Source organism: Mesonia profundi (genome assembly GCF_031085155.1).
In the GTDB taxonomy this organism is placed as follows: domain Bacteria; phylum Bacteroidota; class Bacteroidia; order Flavobacteriales; family Flavobacteriaceae; genus Mesonia; species Mesonia profundi.
Genome location: NZ_JAVHUL010000013.1, coordinates 15,750 through 38,557, shown reverse-complemented (window position 1 = coordinate 38,557; position 22,808 = coordinate 15,750). Strand labels below are relative to the sequence as shown.

Below are 22,808 nucleotides of genomic sequence, written 5' to 3'. Positions count from 1 at the left end.
TATGAACCAACCAACCAATCACTTCCACTTTATATGCTGTAATCCCACAAACCACTTGGAACATTAAATTCTCGCACTTAATCAATGCTTATGAATATTCCCTTTTAGTACAAAATAGTATAATAGTAATGCAGCTATTACCACAAAGATTATTGCAAGAATCCCATTGAACTTATCTTTTTTTGTGATTTTGTTATTCGATGATTTTTTAACTTTCTTATTTCTTTTATTTCTCTGTTTTTGATACATCGTTTTTGATTATTTCCATTTCATCTTCTGCAATCGCACAGCGTTTAAAATAGCCAACAAAGCCACTCCCACATCCGCAAATACAGCTTCCCACATTGTCGCCAGACCGCCAGCACCCAAAACAAGTACCACAGCTTTTACTCCAAAAGCAAGCGCAATATTTTGATATACAATACGTCTGGTTGAACGACCTATTTTAATAGCTTTTGCAATTTTGCTCGGTTGGTCTGTTTGTATTATAACATCTGCGGTCTCAATGGCGACATCGCTACCTAAACCACCCATTGCAATACCTACATCACTTGCTGCCAATACTGGTGCATCGTTTATACCGTCTCCAATAAAGGCTACTCTTCCGTCATTTTCGGACATCAGCTTTTCGACTTCGTTCAATTTATCTTCTGGCAACAATCCGCCTTTTGCGGTATCAATGCCCATTTCTTTTGCGACTTGTTGCGTAATGGAATCCTTATCGCCCGAAAGCATTATGATTTTTGAAATACCAGATTCCCGAATTTGTTTAATGGCTTCGTGTGCATCATCCTTTAACTCATCTGCAATGATTACATAGCCTGCAAATTTGCCTTCAATGGAAACCATCACGATAGATTCTACAATGCTGTCGGTTTCAGATAGAACTTCGATATTGTTTGAAATCATCAATGCTTTATTCCCAACCAATACGGTTTTGCCGTTTACTGTTCCTTTTAAGCCTTTTCCTGCTATTTCAGTTACTTTGGTAGCTTGAAAATCTTCGCCATCGGCTTTATATTCCATAATTGCCTTGGCAATGGGATGAGTGGATTGTTCTTCCATCGCCATTAGGTATTTCATAAATTCAGGTTCTTTCCAACCAATGGCTTTTATTTCTTTGATTTTAAAAACACCTTTGGTCACGGTTCCTGTTTTGTCCATAACAACGGTATTAACCTTTGTCATTTCATCCAAATAAGATGCGCCTTTGAACAAAATCCCGTTTTTTGAAGCTGCTCCCAATCCACCAAAATAGCCCAACGGAATAGAGATAACCAAAGCACACGGACAGGAAATAACCAAGAAAATCAATGCTCTGTACAACCAATCGCTAAAGACATAATCGTCCACAAAAAAGTAGGGTATAAACGTTAATCCAATCGCGAGAAAGACAACGATTGGTGTATAGATTCTTGCGAACTTTCTAATGAACAATTCGGTTTTTGATTTCCGTGCTGTGGCGTTTTGCACCATATCAAGAATTCTTGCAATGGAACTATCCTTAAATTCTTTGGTAGTCTCGATTTCAATAACGCCATCCAAATTGATGCTTCCTGCAAAAACTTTTTCTCCTTTTGCAATGGTATCAGGTTTGCTTTCGCCTGTTAAGGCTGCTGTATTGAATGAGCCTTTTTCGGACAATAAAACACCATCCAAAGGGATTTTTTCGCCTACACGAACTTGTACTTTTTCGCCAATTTGAACAATTTCGGGATTTACAGACACATAATTGTTGTTCCTATAGACCAAGGCTTCATTAGGTCGTACATCCAATAATGCCTTGATGCTTCCCTTGGCTTTTTTAACGGCGGCACTTTGGAACAATTCGCCTACCGCATAAAATAACATTACTGCCACACCTTCGGGATATTCGCCAATGGCGAATGCACCTATGGTTGCGATGGACATCAATAAAAACTCGGTAAAAAAATCGCCATTTTTGATGCTTTTCCAACCTTCCTTTATTACAGGAAAACCTACTGGAAGGTATGCGACTGCATACCAGACGATACGTATCCAATCTTTAAAAAATGCTACGTCAAAATAATCCATCGCAATACCAATAATCAGCATTACAAAGCTGAAAATTGCTGGTACATAAATTTTAAATTTCCCTATGCTTTCTGGACTGCTATGGTTGTGGCCATCATTGCGCTTGTGAGTATCTGATGAAGTTTTATTCAAATCTCTTAAATTCAGTTTCTTTTTTTTCATTCTTTACTAATCTTTAATTCAAATATGGCGTAAAATACAATGGAAGTGCTATTATTTATCTTCGGCAGGTTCTATGTGGATATGGACATCAATCAATTGTGAAAAGTTTTTAAATAAGTTATTTTTAACCTCGTGAGCAATGGCGTGACCTTCCGTTACTGTCTTATTGCCATCTACCCACATATGCATATCAATATGAAATGCTGTCCCCATTTTTCGAGAATAGCAACGTTCTATTCTTACAACATCTGGAAATGCTTCAGCCACCGCAGTAACTTTTTCGCAAAGTTCTGGCTCTATGGCTTCGTCCAATAATTCGCCTATGGAAGACCTTCCAATTTTATACGCATTATAAAAAATAAATACAGCAGCAATAAGGGCTGCAAAATCATCCGCAATCTCAAAACCTTTTCCACCAATTAGAGCAATGGATATACCAATAAAAGCAGCGATTGAAGTTATGGCATCGCTCCTGTGATGAAAGGCATCTGCCTTTACTGCGGAACTATTTATTTCATCTCCTGTTTTGAGAACGTATCGGTATAAGAGTTCCTTCGTAGCAACCACTACAACCAAAATAATCAATGTATAGGGTGCAGGACTTTTATGTGGCTCAAGAATGTGTATGACGCTATCTCTCACTATAATCCCTCCTGCAATCGTCAAAGCTATCGCAATACCTATCGCTACCAGTGCCTCAATCTTTCCGTGACCGTAAGGATGGTTTTCGTCTGGTGGTTTAGACGACCATTTTAAACCTGCCCAAAGCATTGCAGAAGTTAATACATCTGAAGCAGATTCAATGGCATCGGCAATCAATGCATAAGAATGGCCAAAAACACCTCCAAGACCTTTTATTATAGCCAAAAATGCGCTGATTATTATACCTACAAGCGTAGTTTTCAATCCTTTTTTCGATATAGCATTTGGGTTTCTTTGCATAAACATTTCTTTAGCTATTTACTTTTCATCCCTACAAAATACATCAGCGCCAAACTGGCACCTAATAGTCCAAACAGAATATTCTCGAAAATTTGATTCCCATTGATATTCAAAATTTCAATGAAATTATTTATTAAATAATCCCACCAATTAATTTCATAATTCTGGCTGCTAAACGTGAAAATTGTTATCCCAAAAGGTTGAAGGATAAAAACACCTATGGCAAAACCAATTAGTATGGTAATAAGAATATTTTTTTTATTCATCGTCTGTCTTTTATGGAAGTAAGCTTACTGGCTCTCAATCCAACTTTTGGCATCTTCCTTTTGGTCTATATTGAAATACTTAATTTTGGCGTTCGTAAAAGGCTTCATAAATTGGGTTATCCATTCCTGCCATTTTTTATCTCCTACCATTGCTATTTTTTCATAGTCCTTGGCGTGGGCCGTGTCCATTTTCAGGTCTTCCCATAAACCAGGCAAGTCCCAACCCGTAAAATTGTCCATCTCAAAATACCAACGAACCTTCATCCCCTTGTCCAGTATGGCGTGGATAAGTGGGTGGATTTTTTCTATATCTTCTTTTCTCAATTTACCCGAAGCTTTTGTTACAACAATATTTTTTTCTTTTAACTCGATTATTTGTAACATTTTATAAAGTTTTTAATTAATTATTATCCTTCTAAATCGTAAAACCATTCTTCAGCCCTTACAACTGCTTTTTTGATGGCCTTTTCTCTTGAAAAGCCTTCCTTTTCGATTAATTCTTTCGCAATTTCGATGGCCTTTTTCCTTACCGATGGGTTAAGGGTGTCAAGCTCTGCTCTAAATTCTTCAAATGTCCAGTCCATAAAAAATGTATTAATGGTTAAACAATTCGTTTTCTTCTTTGGGGTCTATATCTTTTTTTTCTCTTTTATCCAAAAAATAATCGAGTATTATTCCCACTATTATCGCTCCTACAAAGGCAGCGTAAACCAATCCATCATACTGAATAATTAGAGTTAGGCTAACTAATATGGCCAAAATGGGCAGTACTGGAACTTTGCCAATGGACAATGGCACTCTGAAAGGTCTGTTCTGCGTTGGTTCTTTAAAACGTAAAACAATGAGTGCAATATTTACGGCGACAAACACAAGCAGTGCGCCTAAAGAGGACATACCCGCTACAATTTTAATATCGCCCAACAGTAAAAAACAAGCGACCGCAGCCATAACCACAAATGTGGTTACCCAAGGTACTTTTTGTGCATTTACTTTAGTCATAAATTTTGGAAGTTCGCCCACGCTTGCCATTCCGAATAATAACCTACTTATGGAAATGATACCGCTAAACGCAGCATTGGCTGTAGCAAATAATGCTGCAACTGCTAAAACTACTGGTAGCCAAGAGTTAAGATTCGATGCTGCCAAGGACAATGGCGAATCTACCTTTGAAATAGCTAAAGGGTCAGCTATGTTAAGTACCGTAAAAGAAATGAGTAAATAAAAGATAGTGGTAATTACCATTGTCAGCAAAAAGGCACGAGGAATTGTTTTTCCTGGATTTTTAACTTCTGAACCCAAAGATGCCATATGTTCAAAGCCAGTATAGACAAAAAACAAAGTTGCCGTAGCCGCAAGTGTTCCAGAGAATGAGTTGATTTGAAAAATTTCAGCTTTTGGCAGGCCTGTTTCTTTAAGGCCTATAAAGATAAGAATGAGCAAACCTAACAATTGAATACTGACCATTATAATATTAGCAGTAGATGATTTCTTGATTCCTGTAACACTTATCAGGGCAAGCAGCAGCAGTACACCATAGCTTATCAATAATCCCGGTACTTCAAAAAAGGTATTGAAATATCCCGAAAATGCCAATAGTACGGCTGCAATTGTTGCCGAACTATGGAAGGCAACGGTCCAACCCGTAAGAAAGGAAGGAATGTCGATTTTTGGAAATGCTTTCCTTACAAATATAAATTCTGCGCCTGCATTGGGGTAGGTAGATGATAATTCTGCATAAGACATTGCAGAAATACTGGCTGCAACTGCCGCAAAAATAAAGCTCAACCAAATATCGGTTCCTGCCTGTCCAGCTGCCGCGCCAATCACGGTATAGATTCCTGCGCCCACAATTGTGCCAACACCATAAAACGTAAGTCGAAGCGTACCCAAGGATTTTTTTAGTTCTACCATAATATTTTTTAAGTTAGAGAAGGTGGAAGAAACCTGAACCTGACCATTGGGCGCAAGGGTTCAGAGTTCTGGAACTCCCACCTGTTATTTTTGCCTGCATTTTTCACATATTCCCTTTAATACCAGATTCACATCGCTCACTTCATAATCGTCTGGCAAGCTTTCTTCCGATATCTTATTCGGTAAACAGATTGTTCTCCTACAATCGGTGCAATGAAAGTGCATATGTAAATCTATACCATATTTAACTTTGGCGTTTTCATCAGAAATCGCATATTTTGCCACTCCGACCCCATCATTAATCTGATGAATTAGCCTTTTATCCTCAAAAATTTTGAGGTTGCGATAAAAGGTAGTTCTGTTTGCTGTTTTATTGGTTTCGCTCTTTTGAACAAAAGCCTTTTTCAAATCGGAAAAGGACACGGCACTTTGTTTCCTTTTCAGGAACTTGTATATCTTCGACCTCATTTTAGTAGGGCGAATACCGTGATATGATAATATTTTTTCCGTTTTGGTCATTTTAACCTTGATTCAAAAGCAACCCTTTTTATTAAATTTATTTCTTATAAGCCAAAAGCCTTAACGCATTAAAAACCACAAGTAATGTTGAGCCTTCGTGGATGACCACTGCAATACCGATATTGGCCCAACCCATAATGGTCGATGGGATAAGCAATGCCACAATACCGAGGCTGACCCAAAGGTTTTGCTTGATAATGGCCTTTGCCTTCCTGCTCAAACCTATGGCAAAGGGCAGTGTTTCCAGTTTATCAGCCATTAGGGCAATGTCCGCAGTTTCCAAGGCCACATCACTGCCCGCTGCACCCATTGCGATACCTACGGTGCTGTTTGCCATTGCAGGGGCATCGTTCACACCGTCGCCTACCATTGCGACTTTGGATTCCTGTTCTTTTAATTTTTTAATGGCATCTACTTTTTCCTCTGGCAACAGGCTTCCCCAGGCATCGGTCAACCCAATTTCTTTAGCAACGGCATCGGCAACCTTTTGATTATCCCCGGTTAGCATTATCATCCGCTTGATACCGATTTCCTTTAATTTTTTCAGTGTTTCCTTGGCCGCTTCCCGTGGGGTGTCCATCAGGGCGATGATACCTATATATTCTTTGTTCCTTCTTATGAGCATCGTAGTATTTCCACCACCTTCAAGTTCTTTTACTTTATTCGATATATCTTCGGATGGTTTTGCTTCATCGAGGTCTTCGTACAAGTCAAGGTTTCCAATATAGATTTTATCCTTGCCCAAAGAAGCTTTGATACCTTTTCCGAGAACTGCTTCCAAATCTGACGCATCGATAATATCAGTACCTTTCAGACGCTCTTTCCCATCCCTTACGACGGCTTTGGCCAAAGGGTGGTCGCTCAAGTTTTCAACGGCAACGGCTATCTTTAACAGTTCATTTTCTTCAATATCCCCCAATGGTACTACTTCGGTAAGTTTGGGCTTGCCTTCGGTAAGCGTGCCTGTTTTATCAAAAGCCAAAGCGGTCAATTCGCCCAAATCTTCCAGCGGTCTCCCACCTTTAATGAGTACACCACCACGCGCTGCTCGCGCCACACCGCTCAATACGGCACTTGGTGTTGAAATGGCCAGAGCACAGGGACTTGCAGCTACCAATACCGCCATTGCACGGTAAAAGCTGGCACTAAACGGTTCATCAATGACCAGAAAGGCAAAGAGCAAGACACCAACCAATATCAGTACGGATGGCACAAAGTATTTTTCAAACTTATCGGTCAACAGCTGTGTGGGGGACTTTTGGGTCTGCGCCTCGTTGACCAGTTTAACCAATCGGGACAGGGTAGAGTCTTTGGCTTCTTTGATTACCTTAATTTCCAACATACTATTACCGTTGATAGTTCCAGCAAACACACGGTTTTCATCCTTGATATCATCGTCTGCCGAATAGTTTCTGTCCTTATCTTCCACAGGGATTTTGTCCACAGGTACACTTTCCCCAGTAATTGGTGCTTGGTTTACACTACTTTTTCCGTTGACCACGACGCCATCTGCGGATATTTTACTATTGGGCTTGACCACTATAATATCGCCAATACTCAATTTCTCAATCCCAACTTCTACAGTCTTACCATCTTTTTTAAGCAAGGCTGTTTTTGGTGCAAGGTCTGCAAGCGCGGCAATGCTTTTTCTTGCTTTGTTCATTGCGTAATGTTCCAAGGCGTGCCCAAGGCTAAATAAAAACAACAACAGTGCACCTTCTGCCCATTCTCCCAGAATGGCGGCACCAATGGCAGCGACCAGCATTAAAAAATCAATTTCAAAACCACCCTTGGCCACAGTTTGAACCGCTTCCTTGGCCGTAAAGAAACCACCGAAAAAGTACGCGCCAATGTACAAAGTAAGACTGACCCAATCCGGGATGGATTCCACATAAGAAAGCCCGAAACCTATCCCGAGAAGTGCCCCACAGATAATGGAAAAAATAAGCTCCGTATTTTTACCGAAAACCCCACCGTGGGCGTGCTCTTCTCCTTCCTCGTGGGTCTCGCCCTCCTTGTGCTCGTGGCCCTCTGTGGAAGTTTGCTCTTTAGTATCTTCCTTCTTTGAACGTTCCTGTTTTTTTTTGGATGCTTCGGTGTAATTATTTTCGTTTGAAGAACTCCGCTTAACCTGAAGGTCTTCCTTTTCAATCTGTTTACTTATTTCATCAAAATTTGTTTGCTTTTTATCAAACTCAAGGCGCACCATTCCAGAGGCCGAAACGGAAGCCTCCAAAACCCCATTGATTGCCAAAAGACTTTTCTCTATGGAACGTGCCTGTCTTGTATGTCTGATTCCTTTAACCTCAATGAGCAAATGCCCGTATTTTTCGGTAATTTCAGCACCAGTCCGTTCGGCGAGGGATTGAATGCGGTCTATAGAAATGATATCGGGGTCATAATGAAAACAGAGCTGTGGTGTGTCATCTTCCTTTGTATCGGCAACGTGTACTTTTTCGATGCCCTCTTTAGCCTGTAATTCTTTTATAAGCCGCTCAACACAAGTATCTTTTTCGTTTGGAACTTGCGGAAGGATAACTGGAATTTTTAGTTGTATTTTTTTCATTTTTTACTATTTTTTTTTATCCATTCTTTGGCATCGTCTTTTTCTTCTGGCTTATAAAATTTTATATGAGCTTCTGAAAAAGGAAGCAATGCCTCGGTAAATTGCTCCTGCCATTTAACGCTACCCACTAAAGCAACACGCTTTAAATGCGTTTCATTCGGAAGATTTAATTCAATGCCCTTCCAATAGGCACTTACCGTCCAGCCTTCAAAATTTTGCATTTCAATGTACCAGGAAACTTCCTGATATGCAGTTATATGTTCTGTTAAGACCGGTATCAAGTTTTCATAATCCTTGGCATCCAGCTTATTCTCTGCCACCATATATACAGTAGCCTCTTTTTTATAGATTGTTATCATTGCTCACTATTTATAAATGATAATTGAATTTAAAAACCAAACGTTTAATCCAGATTGTCGCTGCATTTTTCGCAAATGCCCTTTACCACCAAGTTGATATCCTCGGTAATATAGCCATCAGGTAAGTTGATATGAGGGATTTTATGCTCTGTTAAACAGACAGTTTCATTACAATTGTTGCAATGAAAGTGTAAATGAAGGTCGTTGCCGACCTCGCACTCACAATTTTCTTCGCAAAGGGCGTATTTTATAACACCTGTCCCATCCTCAATTTGATGCACAATACCTTTTTCTTCAAACGCTTTCATAGTCCTAAATAGGGTGCTTCTTTCACTGACCTTAAAATCCTTTTCCAAATCGCCAAGACTGATGGCTACCTTTAATTCCACCAAACGTTTATAAGTCATTAGGCGCATAGCCGTAGGTCGTATCCCTTTGCTTTCAAGTAGTTGGACTATTTTTTCCATTTGCAACAAAGTGTTTTATAGGTCGTACCGTTTTAAGGAATCTCCAGATTTAATCTGAAAGGCATCTTCAATATTTGCTATATAAATAATACCATCTCCAGGTCCGTCGGTTTTGGCGTTGGCTATAATTGTTTCAATGGCCACTTGGGCTTCCTCATTTTGGCAGACCAGTTCCAACTTAACCACTGGACTATCTGTCACGTGAAAATCCAACGACGGTCTTGCACCTTTTGACTTAAAGGCGCCAGTTCCTTCTGCTTGTGAAAGGGTCATACTTTTAAATCCATTATCTGATAGTGCTTCAATGACTCTTTGGATTCGGTTCGGTTTTATAAATGCTTTTATTTCCTTCATATTATGAATATTTTAAATCAATTTTGAACCGAGCCTGTTTTCTAATTTTTAACTAACTAATTAAGACGATAAACAAACCCGGAATCAAAATCTTTGATTATTATTGAATTAATGTCCGTGTTCCAGTTCGCCTTTAACCATTTCCGAAGAGAGATTATAAGCTCCGTTTATGACAACTTTGGCGTCCTTTGAAACTTCGGCAGGCAGATTGACTTCAACAAAGCCTAAATCAGTAATACCAACCGTTACGGGTATCATTTTAAATTTCATTTTGTTCGCTTCCATTTCTCCATCTTCATCCAGAATAAAAATAAAGGATTGCTCGCCTTCTTTTATAACGGCGGCTTCCGGTACGGCGAAACCTTTTTTCTCACCTTGCACTATTCGCCCTTCCACGTACATACCCGGCAATAGGTTTTTATCCTCGTTTTCAATATCTGCCAGAACTTCCAAAGCTTTTGGGTCGGTGTTAAATGTTTTACCCACAGACCGAACGGTTGCTTTAAGCAGTTCATCTGGACGAGAGGCCGTAGAAAAATATATCTGTTGTCCTTTCTTGATTTGCTTTATGTCCTTCTCATATATTTTGAAGTTGACATAAATCTTTGAATTATCGCTTATTGAGAACATTTTGGATTGTTGCGCCACGTAATCGCCAAGGCTAATCATTACTTCATCCACATAGCCACTTATGGGTGTGGTAATGGGAACAGCGGAATATATTTGGCCTTCAGCCACTTTGTCCGGATTAATGCCCAACAGTCTCAATTGGGACCGCAAACCATTGACGCTGGATGTTGTGGAACGAAATTTTGACTGCGCCATCTGAAATTCCTTTCCAGAAGAAACACCTTTGTCATAAAGAGTCTGCTTGCGCTCAAAATCCTGTTTCAAAAAGACCAGTTCGTCATTTTTTTCCTGATATTCCTGTTGCATTGCAATGATATCTGGGTGTTCTATATATGCCAATACCTGTCCTTTACTTACATTATCTCCAGGTATTACTTTTATGGAACTCACATTTCCACCAACAAACGGACTGATATTCGCCTTATCCTGTGGGAAAAGTTCCAGCGTACCTGTTACCTTAATGTTGTTCCCTAAATTCCGTTCCTCCAAAGATTTCATTTCCAAACCGATGGTTTCAGCTTGTTGCTTTGTAAGTTCTACAACGCCTTCTTCCTCGCTGTGACCACCTTCTTCCTCTCCTTCAACGTGGCCTTCTTCGCCGTGTGCATCTTCTCCAACTTCATTGGTCTTTGATACACCTTCGGCTTCATTATGTCCAAGTTCAGATTTTTGGGCATCATTACAACTCATAAACATAAGTGTAAATAATACGGTACTAACTAATAGTATATTCTTCATTTCTCTTTTTTTAAGGTTATAAATTGCCCAATTGATATTGCATATCAATGGTCTGCTGGTTATACTGATTGATGTATTGTAAATGGTTTTGTTTAATACGGATGGCACTATTAAGAATGGTGATATAATTGACGTAATCTATTTCGCCTTCTTTAGAAGCCAACTGCGCTGTGGTAATTTGTTCTTCTGCCAACAATAGTGCGCCTTCTTCGTAATATTGCAAAATCTTCTTTGTTTTTTCGAGTGATTTGGTCAATTGTGAAACACGACTTTCTGTAACCGCTTTTTGCTCCAAATATTGATTCTCTGCTACCATTGCGTCTGCCTTGGCTGCCTTAACCCTTGACTTCTGCGGAAAAAACCATAACGGAATACTAATACCTGCCTGATAGGTATTAAACCCTGAAACATCATCCACAACCTGCCTGCCATATGATAAACTGAATTTCGGTAGGAATTGCGATTTTTCAACGCCCACATTTGCTTTACTTACTTCGGCATTTTGCAAGGCATATTGCAACATTGGGTTATTGGCAACCGAAGTTGAATCCAATGTCGCCATAAAATCCAATGGCTCGTAAAAACCATCTACCGTCTCGATGGTTTCATCCGTTCCCAAATATTGTTTTAAGGCACGTTTGGCAATTTCAATATCATCAAAAGCTTGTTGCCTCAACACTTGAATCTGTTGAAATTCGGAAGAGGCTGAAATAAATTCCAACTTGCCTGTTTCTCCAGTGTCATTCCGAAGTTGGGCAGCGGACTTAAAATTGGCATAAATACTGTCCAATTGGTCTGCAAAACGCAACTGTGCCTTGTAATAATTAATTTGGTCATAGGCTTGCATCACATTGCGCACCAACTGTTGTTCACTGGCCACATAAAACTTTTCTCCCAAGGCAATGCGCTCTTTATAAAACTTCGATTTTGAAAATCCTGAAAGCAAATCGATATTGCCCTGTTGCACGCCAACGGTTGTTTGCACTCCAGGAAGATTATTGCCATATTCTTCTTTGCCCGTGAAAACTTGTGTGCTACCAAGGTCAAAACTCGTTCCCTTTAGTGCCTTTTCCCGTTCAATAAATGCCTGACTTTCCTTAAGCGATGGATAATTCTGTTTTGCCATAGCAATGGCCTCATCTACAGTCAAGGTTTTTGGCATTGTTCCATTTTGATTGGTGTCTTGGGCAAAAGCAGTTCCAGAAGCCATCAAACCGCCAACCATCAATAATACGGTTACAATGTTCGTTGATTTGTTGACATAGCTTACACCTCCATCGTTATTGTTTCGTTCCTTTCTCGATTCAAGCCAATAATAAAGAATAGGAATAACCACCAAGGTCAGAAATGTTGCCGTAAGCATTCCTCCAATGACTACTGTCGCCAAGGGCCGCTGTACTTCGGCACCACCAGAGGTAGAAATCGCCATTGGGATAAAGCCCATAATTGTTGTAATGGCTGTTAATAAAATTGGACGTAAACGTTCGTGCGTAGCTTCATATATACGTTTTTTTAAATCTGTCATTCCACTGTCTTTTAATTCATTGAACTTATTTATGAGTATGAGTCCGTTTAATACGGCAACTCCGAAGAGCACGATAAACCCGACTCCGGCAGAAATACTGAAAGGCATTCCACGAATCAACAAAACGAAAACGCCACCAATGGCCGCCAAAGGCACTGCCATATAGATCATCAAGGCTTGTGTAACTGAATTCAAAGCAAAGTAAAGCAGAACAAATATTGTTAATAGAACGATTGGGACTACAATCATCAATCGGTCTGATGCTCGTTGTAGGTTTTCAAATGATCCGCCGTAGGTTACAAAATAACCTGGTGGCAGTTTAACATCCGTTTCCAATTTTTGTTGAATTTCCTCGACCATCGATTTTACATCGCGCCCACGAACATTCACGCCCACGGAAGTACGACGAGAGGTATTGTCTCTTGAAATCTGCATTGGTCCGGGTTTATAGCTGATATCTGCCACCTCCTTTAATGGTACTTGTGCACCGTTTGGCAGGTCTATATAAAGGTTTTTTAAGCTATTGATGTCTTGTCGATATTCCTCTGCCAAACGAATGACCACATCGAACCGTTTTTCCCCTTCAAAAATGACTCCTGCCTGTTCTCCTGAAAATGAAGCACTTACATAATCATTCAGCTTATCAACGGTTACACCGTATTGTGCCATTTTCGCACGGTTATATACCACCGTCATTTGTGGCAAACCACTTGTAGCCTCCACATTAATGTCAGCCGCTCCGGGAACGGTCCTAATTACTGCCGCGATTTCCTGTATCTTGTCTGCCAAAACGTCCAAATCTTCTCCGTACAATTTGATGGCCACGTCTTCACGGACACCAGTCAGCAATTCATTAAAACGAAGATCTACAGGTTGTGTAAACACAAAATTTACGCCGGGAACTACTGAAATTTTTTCTTGAATCTTTTCTATGAGTTCTTCTTTACTATCTGCGGATGTCCATTTACTCTTGTCCTTTTCAAGAATAATATAACTATCGGCAATATCCATAGGCATTGGGTCTGTTGGTATTTCAGCCACACCAATCCTTGAAACTACTGTTTTTACTTCCGGAAACTCATTGATTAAATTCTGAAGTTTCTCTGAGGCCTCAATAGATTCTGAAAGACTGCTCCCTGGTTTTATCAATGCTTGAAATGCAATATCGCCTTCATCAAATTTAGGGACAAATTCTGCTCCCATATTGCTAAAAATAAATCCTGCAATCAAAAGCAAGGCAACCGCGCCTATAACCACACCTGCCCGAAAGCGAAGTGCAAAATTTAATATAGGCAGATAGATACGATTCAGAACCCCCATAATTTTATCACTGAACCTATCAATCTTGTTTTCAAATTTGGCAAACCAACTATTTTGATTTTTAGCAGGTTTTAAAAATAATGATGACATCATTGGTACGTAGGTAAGGCAAAGAATAATTGCCCCTAAAACGGCAAAACCAAATGTAAATGCCATTGGTCGAAACATTTTCCCTTCCACACCGGTCAAAAACAGAATAGGTGTAAAAACTATAAGAACAATTAGTTGACCGAAGAAGGCAGAATTCATCATTTTACTTGAAGAGTCATAGGCGATTTCATCCATTTCAGCTTGGTTAATGGCGGTTGTGGATTTTTTCATCCGTTGATGAATGTGGAAAACCGCTCCTTCCACGATAATCACCGCACCATCTACAATAATCCCAAAATCGATCGCACCCAAGGACATTAAATTTGCCCAAATGCCAAATTGTTTCATCAAAATAAATGCAAATAATAGGCATAAAGGGATTATCGACGCTGCTATCAAGCCACCACGGAAGCTTCCTAAAAGCAAGACCAAAACAAATATGACAATAAGGGCACCTTCTATTAGATTTGTTTTAACGGTACTTGTGGTTGCCTCAATAAGTTCACTTCGACTTAAAAAAGCATCAATATAAACGCCTTCCGGCAGGGATTTTTGAATTTCTACAATACGCTTTTCCACATTTTCGATCACGTCGCCTGGGCTTTCGCCTTTCAGCATTAAAATTTGTCCGCCCACAGATTCGTGTCCATCTTGGGTAAAAGCGCCATAGCGTACTTGGCTGCCATATCCAACCTTTTCAGCGACATCCCGTATTAAAACGGGACTACCGTTTTGAGTAGTTACAACTGTGTTTTCCAAATCGGCGATACTTCGGGCCAAGCCTTCGCCACGGATAAAATTGGCTTGGTTATTTTTTTCTATATAGGCACCTCCAGTATTGGCATTGTTCACTTTAAGGGCTTCAAAGACCTGGTTCATTGTAATACCGAAACTTTTTAGCTTATTGGGGTTTATGGCTACTTCATATTGCTTCACAAATCCTCCAAAAGCATTTACCTCGACGACTCCTGGAACTAATGCCATTTGGCGTTTTACAATCCAATCTTGGATGGTACGAAGCTCCATTGCATCGTATTTATCTTCGTAGCCTTCCTTTACTTTTAGGCTGTATTGGTAGATTTCGCCCAAACCTGTGGTAATTGGGGCCATAAATGGCGTGCCGAAGCCTTCGGGGATTTCTCCGGCAACTTCGGTTAATTTCTCTTGCACTAATTGCCGGGGAAGATATGTGCCTGCCTCGTCCTCAAATACGATAGTAACAACTGACAATCCAAAACGAGACACCGAACGCAGCTCGATAACGTCTGGTAGATTTGCCATTGCCAATTCTACCGGATAAGTAACAAATTGTTCAATGTCTTCAGTACCTAAATTTGGGGCAACTGTAATAACCTGTACTTGGTTGTTGGTAATATCGGGTACAGAACCCAGATTTATAGTGGCCATAGACCAAATGCCCGTACCTACAAGTGCCACTATAAAGAGCCCAATAATAAACTTGTTATTAATGGAAAATGAAATGATTTTGTTAATCATAGAAAAAGTATTAATTCAGTTTAAACATCGCAATGCAAAGAAATGCAATGCGTTTATGATGCGATACTTACTTTGAAAAGCATCACGGTAGGATATAGCTATCCTAAAAAAAACTGAATTATACTTTAGGGGGTTGGAAAAGCGATTCCAGATATCTGGAAGTGAAGTTTACTTTATGTAAGTTAAACTGTTTTTTCTCTTCAAACTTTAGTCGATTGGTTAAAACCGAATTGTTGTTCGCAATAATTAATACTAAAGGGTGACAACATTGATGATGGGAATGGACTGGTGTATTCTCCTTATCTGGGTTATTATGATGCCCTTCATTTTTTGCATCATTGTCAATGTAATCTTCAACTACATATTCAAGGAAAGAGTCTCCATAAACTTTATGGTCTTGATAATGGGTAATAATGCTTGAAATTTCTTTAATTGGTCCACAAAAGTCCATATCAATGCTAATTCCCTGAAAAAAGAATAAAATTGACATTGATATGGAAAAGAATATTTTCATAAAGTTTGACAAAGATACAAATTAATCGATGCACAGGCTGTGCAAAGATTAATCAGCAGTATGAAATCAGAAATTAATCACACTATTTAATGTATCATCTGCCTCTTTGTGGATGAAGTTTGTTTGATAGCGTATGGTTGTTGTGAAAGAAAAATGTCAATATAATTTTTACAGCATTTGAATAGGAATTTGTAATAGGCTCTTTAACACCGCAATGAAATATTACAGAATTGGATGTGTGAAATAGGTTTTCAAATAACATTCTTGGGTAATCGTCATTGTCCATAAGCCAATTCACGGTCTCATCTTCACTCTCAAAAGTTCGTGTTACACTATCATCTGGCTCAAGATTATTTACGAAGAAGGAAACTGTAGATTTACCATAGATACGTTGTTTATCTGAAAACACGTATTGCGTAACCTCATAAATTAAAATGGCAATACTTGACTTGTAAATTCTTTGAATATTTCGCTCGCTAATGCCTTATCAAATGCCTTGGCTGTTACTAAATCGCCAAGTTTCGATTTTAATAATTGACCAAATGACTTTTTGCTCAAATGCGGAATGTCATCGCGAAGCTCATCGAACTCGTCGAAAATAATTTGCTGTCCAAAACCTAAACCTTCAATTTTCGAGAGAACCTGTTTTATAAGTTCTTTCAGTTCCTCATCGGAATTACTAATTTTGGAATAGTCCGTTGTCTGGGCTTTTCTTGATTGCTCAATGGCATATTTACCTTCCAATTTCAGTTTGGCATTTACATTCCTGCCATTCATACATTCAATAAATCCTCGGTTTTCAAGCATTCTTCCATAGTCCCAATCTTCGCCACGACCGTTTAATTTAATTCCATTGCCTTCAAGAATCCAGTTAATAGAATGGTATTTACCATCTTTATAAAGGTCATATAGTTTTGAAAGTATTAGTTCGAGTATGCCTTCGGTGTCAAGATTTTGACGTTCATTCAAATCAATTTCATCTGGCCTTACAATTGCATCTGAAATGAATAACATTTTCAAGTAGTAGTCAAGCCCGTTGATTTCATCTTTTAGGGCTTGAATTTCATTTTTAATTTTTTGGTCAGTCCCTAATTTAAAGCCAGTATTATATCCTCTTTGAGCTTTAAACTCATTTGCAAAATTTCTGTTTTCTGGTTCAAAAGATGCTCGAACATAGCTAACAACAGTATTTTCCCAAGATTGTTTTTCTTCCTTAAAATTATTAAATTCATCTTCTGTTTTTGAAGACCTATATTTATCGACAATTGCATTTCCAGTAGATACAAACCCATCGATTTCTTCTTTAAAATCTTCCCATTTTACCTTTATAATCATACACACTATTTTAGTCTGTAAAGGTAGTGGAATGAAAATGCAAACTGTTAAAATCTCAATTGAAGATTTCAACAGTTAGTAAATGCTTATAAAATTTCATCAACCAATTTTTGATTTGAGAAGCGCCATATCATCACTCACTTTCCTCTCAACGACCCTTGCATAGATTTGTGTTGTGGATAGTTTGGTATGCCCTAATAATTTAGATACTGTCTCTATTGGAACACCATTGCTTAAAGTTACTGTGGTAGCAAAAGTATGGCGCGCCATATGAAAAGTCAGGTTTTTTTTGATACCACATAGGTCAGCGATTTCCTTTAAATAACTGTTCAATTTCTGATTAGATAACTTGGGCAAAAGATTGGATGTGTCATTGGTTCTATAATGGTCTTTGTATTTATCTATTAAGATTGCAGCTTTGGGTAATAGTGGAATTTTGAATGGTGCACCTGTTTTTACTCTTTCGGCCATTATCCAAGGACTACCATCTATACCCATTACAATATTATCTTCATTTAATTGTACAATGTCAACATAAGAAATACCGGTGTAACAACTAAAAACAAATAAATCTTTCACAACCATAAGACGCTCTATGGAAGAAGACAAATCTTCAATACTTAATAATTCAAAATCTGTAAGGAAACCACGTTCTTTCTTTTCAATTTTCATTTTAAAATTGACAAACGGGTCTCTTTCAATCCATTTCATCCGATAGGCAAGAGTAACCATTCTGCGTAAACGCTTAATATGCTTCATTGCGGTATTATTGCCAATTTTAGATTGTCCGCTTTTAGGTACATACGACCGAAGAAAATCTTCAAAGCCCACGATAAAACCATATTCAAGATTGAAAAGTGGGATGTCTGTCAGTTTGTATTCCTTTAGAATATATTCCATCATATAACGTTGACTGGTCTTATATTGACCCATCGTATTCCTATGCAACTTATGTTGCATCTTTTCATTGTAGTAATCAACAAGGTTTTGAAAGGAAAAACGTGTTTTATCTTCGCCTAAAAATTTGGCTTTGACCATTTGGGAAGTGAAAGGCACTTCATCCCTCTTGAAATCTTCGTAAATCCTATATACTTTTGATTGTACTTCGTTCAAGTAAAGATTGAGAATACGGGAATCCTTATCGGTCCCACTTGCTCTTTGTAGTTTTTCATCCCAAGTAGAAATATTGATTTTCTTCTTGAGACTAATGTTGACACGTTTACCGTTTAAGGTAACCCGAATGTAGATATTTGCTTTGTTGTTTACAGCACGTTTTCCGTACACCCAAAACAATATTGAAAATGTTGATGAAGTTCGCATAATTGTCGTCTTTAATGATTAAACATTTAGTGAGACGAAAGTCAAATCAACTATACTAACACCAGTAAGTTACGTCAATCTGTCAACATAATCGCAGATAAAAAAATATGTTGACGATTTGTGACCTTTTAGATGCAAATGATATGAAATTATATGATTGCCCTAAAAACATAAAACCTTGCAAATCATAAGATTTACAAGGTTTTGAGGGAATTTGATTTCCCATTTAGCGGTCTGGACGAGACTCGAACTTAACCTCTCTCATTACTAATCTACAGTAAGTTACAATTTAATAAAATTGTTTCTACCTTTTTGCATACCTTTTAGTACCTCAACTAATTCTATAAATCTTTAGTTAAACATTATTAATAACTAGCTCAAGAAAATCTTCTTAGAACTAATACATTAAAATTAAATAATTTAGTTTTTTCATTTTTCTCTTTTTAGTGATCAATTTATAATAACTCTTATTCTATAGTATAAGTATCTTGATGAATACTGTACATAAATACTTGATTATTCAAAATTTCTATATCATAACTTTCAAATAATTCAATATCCAAACTAACATCTTTGATCCTAACACCATAAATGTATGTTTCTCCATTGTCTATTACCTCATACTTAAAACCTATCTTATCATAGCACTCCAACACTTGTAGTTCTACTACATCAGTATTAGTTTGAGTATTAACAACTGTGGTAGAAACATCACCATTCAAATCGCTAGAATAATAAGTGATAGTTAATGGGAACACTTCTTCTGAAGAACTATCTCCATTTACCAATATTTCAAATTGTTTGGTTTCCTGCATATCATCATAACAATTCTCTTCATTGTGTTTATAATGTCTTATTACATTGTTGTTTGAATTATTGGAATAAAATCTTGTTAATTCAAGAGTACAATCATTAAGTAGTTTAAAATAATGCTTTAAAGTTGGATTATTCTCCCAATTATTATCCCACTCTTCATCTGAGTCAGGGTAATATTGAATTAGAACATTATCATCTATTACTTTCCAAGCTCCTTCATAAGTCCAAGTCTGACTTCCATTTTCATCATCTCTAGTATTTACATATACAGCAGTTCCGTCGGATTTATAAGTGTATGTGTTGTCTTGTAAGTTTGGAGATATATTCCAAGTTCCAATTATTGCAGAGTTCGTATTATTTCCATCTACATTAATTACTTCATCATCTTCACTAGAACAGCTTAGAGTAAGTCCTATGCTTAGCAGTAAAATTAAATAGTTTAGTTTTTTCATTGTTTAAATTTTTATAGGTTAGTATTTATTATTTTTAATATTCATCTGAATAAGTGAATTAGTGATTCTTTTTGGTTTTTATAATAGGTAAACTGGGGTAACGGGATAGTACTAGTGAGAAATAGTCATTATTTAATTTGACTAAACTAATTGCCATCTTATTAATATAAATATATGGCCGTGCCTCTTTTATATTTGGGTCTTGAAATAAATTTTCATCTTCTGGTAATTCTGCATTAATAGACTCTTCAAAATGATTAAACAAACTGCTATGAAATCTGTAACTCACTGTTTCCAAAGCATTTTTATTAAACCATAAGTAACAGGTAGACTCTAAAATTCTTTCAAACAAAAAGATTTCAGAATATCTATAACTTCTGTAAAAAAACAAATTGTCAGTATACTTCTTCTTTAACTCTAAATCAATATTTATTTGATCAAAAGGAGTGCCTATTTTATAAGGAAGGGAGTCTAAAAAATTCATAAATACTAGAACTTTATTTTAAACATAAAGGTTATTCTTGTTACAGGTTTCTTTTTGATTTACTTAGATTTTTAAGTTTTATCTCGTACTCTTTCTTACTTAGAACACCAGCTTTATAAGCTCTTTCATATTTAGCAGACATACTGTCTTTATGGTGCGCTTTCTTAACATTATCTACAAGCTCATTAAACTCTTTAGAATATTCAGTTTGTATTTTTCTTAAAGGAAGATAGTATTCAGTACTCTTTACACTTTCATTAGTTATTCCAGTAGTTATTTCTTTTAAGGAAGATAATTTTTCTCTTGTTGTATCATTTAGTAATTTAATTTCTGCTCTTTTAACTCTTGGCACCTTATATAATGTTTTACCAAGTCCTAATACAATAAGTGCTGAATGGAATTCAATAAAACCTAAAACAAACCATAAAAAGCCATTTCTGTTCATTTTTACAGCCTCAATTGAAGCATAGTAGGCTAATAATCCTTTTATGAAAATAATGGTTGCAAAAAAAGCCCACCTAGGAATAGAAAAAATAATTAAAGAATACCAAGCTATGACTATAATGGGAATACTAATTAGAGCTATTTTAATTAAATCCTTATTTATTGGCTCAATAACTTTGGTAATTTTATCTATTTTCTCAGCTCCTGAAATAGCTAAAAAAATTAAGGTGAAAATAATTATTGCAATGATATAAGGCAAAAGTAATGTAACTGAATATTGGGTAATTTCTTCCATATTGTTTGTTATTAATTAAGATTAAATGTTGCCATATACGGCATTAAGGTTGACAAATATAAACTTTTCCTTGACTTGTCAAATAAGACAAGTATGGAAAAGTCAGAAGTACTAAGACTAACTGGTAAAAAGATTCTAAAAATAAGAGAGCAAAAAGGGTTTACGCAATTAGATCTAGCAGCTAGAATACAAGGTGATTTTGATACTACTAATGTTTCTAGAATTGAATCTGGAAGAACTAACCCTACCATATATACTCTTTTCAGAATAGCTGAAGCTTTAGAAGTTTCCTTAGCTGATTTAGTAATTGATGAGGTTAAAGATTAAAAATAGCTATTAGATAGTTCTATGCTTTAAAGCTCCATTTCTTACTTCTATTTACCTTTTAGGTTACTAAATCATTTAAAACCTCATCAATATACTCAATTTTTTAAAGTTTTAGCTATAGTATAATATCTATGATATTTATAACCTCAACACAAAAGCTTCTAATGAGGCTAATCTACACAAACATACACATACACAAATTGCTGGAATGGAAATTTTGCAATTATTGTAACCTTCCCTCATCAGCTAGACTATAATAAGACTCTTTTGTAATGATTAAATGATCTAGTAATTTTATATCTACTGTATCAGTAGCTTTAATAAGTCTAGAGGTAAGTTTTAAATCTGCTTGACTTGGTTTTAAATTGCCACTTGGGTGATTATGCACTAAAATAATACTGGTTGCTATAGCTTTAAGAGCTACACTAAGTATTAATTTAATATCTACTATAGAAGAAGAAACACCTCCTTTAGATAGACTATAAATGCCTACTACACCATTTGCTCTATTCAATAAGATTACTTTTACTTCTTCTTGAAGCTCAATTATATCCTTATCCCAATTATTTAAAGCTATTGTGTAGGCATCTGCACTACTAGAAGCTTTTAAGTGAGCACTATGCTCATTTATATAAGAAACTTTAATCTCTGATATTTTCATAATTCATCATAAATTAAAAAGTGTCCAAAACCCGAATGCATATATAATACAGTTGCGAGAATTGGACACTTAGATTAATAATAATACTAGCTTTAAAAAGACTAGTCTAGTTAGAAGAAAAATATTTAAAGTTTACACATCTGCATACTCTCCATTACTGGAAAAAACATTCTCATCTACTTCTAAGTTTTGATTGATTGAAAGCTCTTCTTCTAGTTGAGAGGTTTCTTTAGAAGGAACATATACCCATCTATGATGTAATAAGATTTCCTCTCCTGTTTCCTTAATTAAATAAGCATAAGGTTCTACCTCTTGCTTCTCTATTTCTCCAGGCATTTCTGTTCCAATTAGAGACTTACAGGTTTCTTCTTCAAAGGTAGAAGACACCCAAGCTTTTTTTACTGTAGCATAAAACTGATTAGTAGATTTGCTCTTAATCATTTCTATACTTCCTTGAAGCTCTAATAAATAAAAAGATGTGTCATCATCTCTCTTTAATTCTTTGTAGTTAGTGATACGTACCATTGGTTTATAATTTTTGAGTTGAATAAAATTCCTTTCCTAGAAACACTTTGAAGTCAAAACTTGCTATCACCTAAGTTTTAAATACACCTCAACAATAAAATTCTATATAAAAAGGACGCGGGGGAGTTTCCCTGCAAAAATAAGTGGGGGTTGTTTATGAGGTATTGGTGTACTCTTAAAAGCTTTCTGAAAATTTTTTTTATAAATTAATTTTTAAAGTCTTAAGCTTTGTAT

Annotated in this window: 22 protein-coding genes; 1 reads left to right on the top strand and 21 read right to left on the bottom strand. The window is 36.9% G+C overall.

What is annotated here, in order from left to right; all coding sequences use genetic code 11:
* Positions 1-258: 258 nt before the first annotated feature.
* From RBU60_RS06535 to RBU60_RS06445, 19 genes are all read right to left on the bottom strand, one after another.
* Positions 259-2,217 carry a heavy metal translocating P-type ATPase gene (locus tag RBU60_RS06535; protein ID WP_308863942.1) on the bottom strand — a complete coding sequence of 653 codons (1,959 nt, stop codon included), beginning with the start codon at positions 2,215-2,217 and terminating at the stop codon, positions 259-261.
* 51 nt (positions 2,218-2,268) lie between these two features.
* Positions 2,269-3,159, bottom strand: coding sequence for a cation diffusion facilitator family transporter (locus tag RBU60_RS06530; protein ID WP_274639548.1), 891 nt, complete (start codon positions 3,157-3,159; stop codon positions 2,269-2,271).
* A gap of 14 nt (positions 3,160-3,173) precedes the next feature.
* The gene (locus tag RBU60_RS06525; RefSeq protein ID WP_308863940.1) at positions 3,174-3,425 is read right to left on the bottom strand and encodes a hypothetical protein; all 252 of its coding nucleotides are present in this window, start codon (positions 3,423-3,425) and stop codon (positions 3,174-3,176) included.
* A 24-nt stretch (positions 3,426-3,449) separates the two neighbouring features.
* On the bottom strand, positions 3,450-3,809 hold the full coding sequence (locus RBU60_RS06520) for a SpoIIAA family protein (protein ID WP_308863939.1): 360 nt from the start codon (positions 3,807-3,809) through the stop codon (positions 3,450-3,452).
* 23 nt (positions 3,810-3,832) lie between these two features.
* Positions 3,833-4,009, bottom strand: coding sequence for a hypothetical protein (locus tag RBU60_RS06515; protein WP_308863938.1), 177 nt, complete (start codon positions 4,007-4,009; stop codon positions 3,833-3,835).
* A gap of 10 nt (positions 4,010-4,019) precedes the next feature.
* Positions 4,020-5,336: an APC family permease gene (locus RBU60_RS06510; protein ID WP_308863937.1), complete on the bottom strand. Its 1,317-nt coding sequence runs from the start codon at positions 5,334-5,336 to the stop codon at positions 4,020-4,022.
* 84 nt (positions 5,337-5,420) lie between these two features.
* Positions 5,421-5,855, bottom strand: a complete 435-nt coding sequence (locus RBU60_RS06505; protein ID WP_092132089.1) for a Fur family transcriptional regulator — start codon at positions 5,853-5,855, stop codon at positions 5,421-5,423.
* 37 nt (positions 5,856-5,892) lie between these two features.
* Complete coding sequence (locus tag RBU60_RS06500) at positions 5,893-8,421, bottom strand: heavy metal translocating P-type ATPase (protein ID WP_247078327.1); 2,529 nt, start codon at positions 8,419-8,421, stop codon at positions 5,893-5,895.
* Positions 8,418-8,780: a SpoIIAA family protein gene (locus RBU60_RS06495; protein WP_027126745.1), complete on the bottom strand. Its 363-nt coding sequence runs from the start codon at positions 8,778-8,780 to the stop codon at positions 8,418-8,420. The genes RBU60_RS06500 and RBU60_RS06495 overlap by 4 nt, the downstream gene beginning before the upstream one ends.
* Positions 8,781-8,824: 44 nt before the next feature.
* Positions 8,825-9,247, bottom strand: a complete 423-nt coding sequence (locus tag RBU60_RS06490) for a Fur family transcriptional regulator (RefSeq protein WP_027126746.1) — start codon at positions 9,245-9,247, stop codon at positions 8,825-8,827.
* A 15-nt stretch (positions 9,248-9,262) separates the two neighbouring features.
* Complete coding sequence (locus RBU60_RS06485) at positions 9,263-9,601, bottom strand: P-II family nitrogen regulator (RefSeq protein WP_027126747.1); 339 nt, start codon at positions 9,599-9,601, stop codon at positions 9,263-9,265.
* 108 nt (positions 9,602-9,709) lie between these two features.
* Positions 9,710-10,969 (bottom strand): efflux RND transporter periplasmic adaptor subunit, encoded by a 1,260-nt coding sequence (locus tag RBU60_RS06480; RefSeq protein ID WP_027126748.1) that lies wholly within the window; start codon positions 10,967-10,969, stop codon positions 9,710-9,712.
* A 16-nt stretch (positions 10,970-10,985) separates the two neighbouring features.
* Positions 10,986-15,401: a CusA/CzcA family heavy metal efflux RND transporter gene (locus tag RBU60_RS06475; RefSeq protein WP_308863933.1), complete on the bottom strand. Its 4,416-nt coding sequence runs from the start codon at positions 15,399-15,401 to the stop codon at positions 10,986-10,988.
* Positions 15,402-15,519: 118 nt separating this feature from the next.
* Entirely contained in the window at positions 15,520-15,915 is a 396-nt protein-coding gene (locus RBU60_RS06470; protein WP_228547182.1) for a hypothetical protein, read from the bottom strand.
* A gap of 429 nt (positions 15,916-16,344) precedes the next feature.
* Positions 16,345-17,250, bottom strand: coding sequence for a hypothetical protein (locus RBU60_RS06465; RefSeq protein ID WP_076547110.1), 906 nt, complete (start codon positions 17,248-17,250; stop codon positions 16,345-16,347).
* A 99-nt stretch (positions 17,251-17,349) separates the two neighbouring features.
* The gene (locus RBU60_RS06460; RefSeq protein WP_076547111.1) at positions 17,350-18,570 is read right to left on the bottom strand and encodes a site-specific integrase; all 1,221 of its coding nucleotides are present in this window, start codon (positions 18,568-18,570) and stop codon (positions 17,350-17,352) included.
* Between the two features lie 467 nt (positions 18,571-19,037).
* Positions 19,038-19,838 (bottom strand): hypothetical protein, encoded by an 801-nt coding sequence (locus RBU60_RS06455; protein ID WP_308863930.1) that lies wholly within the window; start codon positions 19,836-19,838, stop codon positions 19,038-19,040.
* Between the two features lie 58 nt (positions 19,839-19,896).
* Positions 19,897-20,322, bottom strand: coding sequence for a hypothetical protein (locus tag RBU60_RS06450; protein ID WP_308863929.1), 426 nt, complete (start codon positions 20,320-20,322; stop codon positions 19,897-19,899).
* Positions 20,323-20,362: 40 nt separating this feature from the next.
* The gene (locus RBU60_RS06445; RefSeq protein WP_308863927.1) at positions 20,363-21,061 is read right to left on the bottom strand and encodes a hypothetical protein; all 699 of its coding nucleotides are present in this window, start codon (positions 21,059-21,061) and stop codon (positions 20,363-20,365) included.
* Between the two features lie 93 nt (positions 21,062-21,154).
* On the opposite strand from RBU60_RS06445, the gene RBU60_RS06440 reads away from it, so the two are divergent.
* Complete coding sequence (locus RBU60_RS06440) at positions 21,155-21,388, top strand: helix-turn-helix domain-containing protein (protein ID WP_308863926.1); 234 nt, start codon at positions 21,155-21,157, stop codon at positions 21,386-21,388.
* Positions 21,389-21,611: 223 nt separating this feature from the next.
* On the opposite strand, the gene RBU60_RS06435 is transcribed toward RBU60_RS06440, so the two are convergent.
* Positions 21,612-22,049, bottom strand: coding sequence for a JAB domain-containing protein (locus RBU60_RS06435; protein WP_308863925.1), 438 nt, complete (start codon positions 22,047-22,049; stop codon positions 21,612-21,614).
* Positions 22,050-22,181: 132 nt separating this feature from the next.
* Positions 22,182-22,574 carry a hypothetical protein gene (locus RBU60_RS06430; protein WP_308863924.1) on the bottom strand — a complete coding sequence of 131 codons (393 nt, stop codon included), beginning with the start codon at positions 22,572-22,574 and terminating at the stop codon, positions 22,182-22,184.
* Positions 22,575-22,808: the final 234 nt, after the last annotated feature.

Coding starts and splice junctions, on each gene's coding strand:
- RBU60_RS06535 (WP_308863942.1), bottom strand. CDS start 2,217: ATGAAAAAAAAGAAACTGAATTTAAGAGATTTGAATAAAACTTCATCA.
- RBU60_RS06530 (WP_274639548.1), bottom strand. CDS start 3,159: ATGCAAAGAAACCCAAATGCTATATCGAAAAAAGGATTGAAAACTACG.
- RBU60_RS06525 (WP_308863940.1), bottom strand. CDS start 3,425: ATGAATAAAAAAAATATTCTTATTACCATACTAATTGGTTTTGCCATA.
- RBU60_RS06520 (WP_308863939.1), bottom strand. CDS start 3,809: ATGTTACAAATAATCGAGTTAAAAGAAAAAAATATTGTTGTAACAAAA.
- RBU60_RS06515 (WP_308863938.1), bottom strand. CDS start 4,009: ATGGACTGGACATTTGAAGAATTTAGAGCAGAGCTTGACACCCTTAAC.
- RBU60_RS06510 (WP_308863937.1), bottom strand. CDS start 5,336: ATGGTAGAACTAAAAAAATCCTTGGGTACGCTTCGACTTACGTTTTAT.
- RBU60_RS06505 (WP_092132089.1), bottom strand. CDS start 5,855: ATGACCAAAACGGAAAAAATATTATCATATCACGGTATTCGCCCTACT.
- RBU60_RS06500 (WP_247078327.1), bottom strand. CDS start 8,421: ATGAAAAAAATACAACTAAAAATTCCAGTTATCCTTCCGCAAGTTCCA.
- RBU60_RS06495 (WP_027126745.1), bottom strand. CDS start 8,780: ATGATAACAATCTATAAAAAAGAGGCTACTGTATATATGGTGGCAGAG.
- RBU60_RS06490 (WP_027126746.1), bottom strand. CDS start 9,247: ATGGAAAAAATAGTCCAACTACTTGAAAGCAAAGGGATACGACCTACG.
- RBU60_RS06485 (WP_027126747.1), bottom strand. CDS start 9,601: ATGAAGGAAATAAAAGCATTTATAAAACCGAACCGAATCCAAAGAGTC.
- RBU60_RS06480 (WP_027126748.1), bottom strand. CDS start 10,969: ATGAAGAATATACTATTAGTTAGTACCGTATTATTTACACTTATGTTT.
- RBU60_RS06475 (WP_308863933.1), bottom strand. CDS start 15,401: ATGATTAACAAAATCATTTCATTTTCCATTAATAACAAGTTTATTATT.
- RBU60_RS06470 (WP_228547182.1), bottom strand. CDS start 15,915: ATGAAAATATTCTTTTCCATATCAATGTCAATTTTATTCTTTTTTCAG.
- RBU60_RS06465 (WP_076547110.1), bottom strand. CDS start 17,250: ATGATTATAAAGGTAAAATGGGAAGATTTTAAAGAAGAAATCGATGGG.
- RBU60_RS06460 (WP_076547111.1), bottom strand. CDS start 18,570: ATGCGAACTTCATCAACATTTTCAATATTGTTTTGGGTGTACGGAAAA.
- RBU60_RS06455 (WP_308863930.1), bottom strand. CDS start 19,838: ATGAAAAAACTAAACTATTTAATTTTACTGCTAAGCATAGGACTTACT.
- RBU60_RS06450 (WP_308863929.1), bottom strand. CDS start 20,322: ATGAATTTTTTAGACTCCCTTCCTTATAAAATAGGCACTCCTTTTGAT.
- RBU60_RS06445 (WP_308863927.1), bottom strand. CDS start 21,061: ATGGAAGAAATTACCCAATATTCAGTTACATTACTTTTGCCTTATATC.
- RBU60_RS06440 (WP_308863926.1), top strand. CDS start 21,155: ATGGAAAAGTCAGAAGTACTAAGACTAACTGGTAAAAAGATTCTAAAA.
- RBU60_RS06435 (WP_308863925.1), bottom strand. CDS start 22,049: ATGAAAATATCAGAGATTAAAGTTTCTTATATAAATGAGCATAGTGCT.
- RBU60_RS06430 (WP_308863924.1), bottom strand. CDS start 22,574: ATGGTACGTATCACTAACTACAAAGAATTAAAGAGAGATGATGACACA.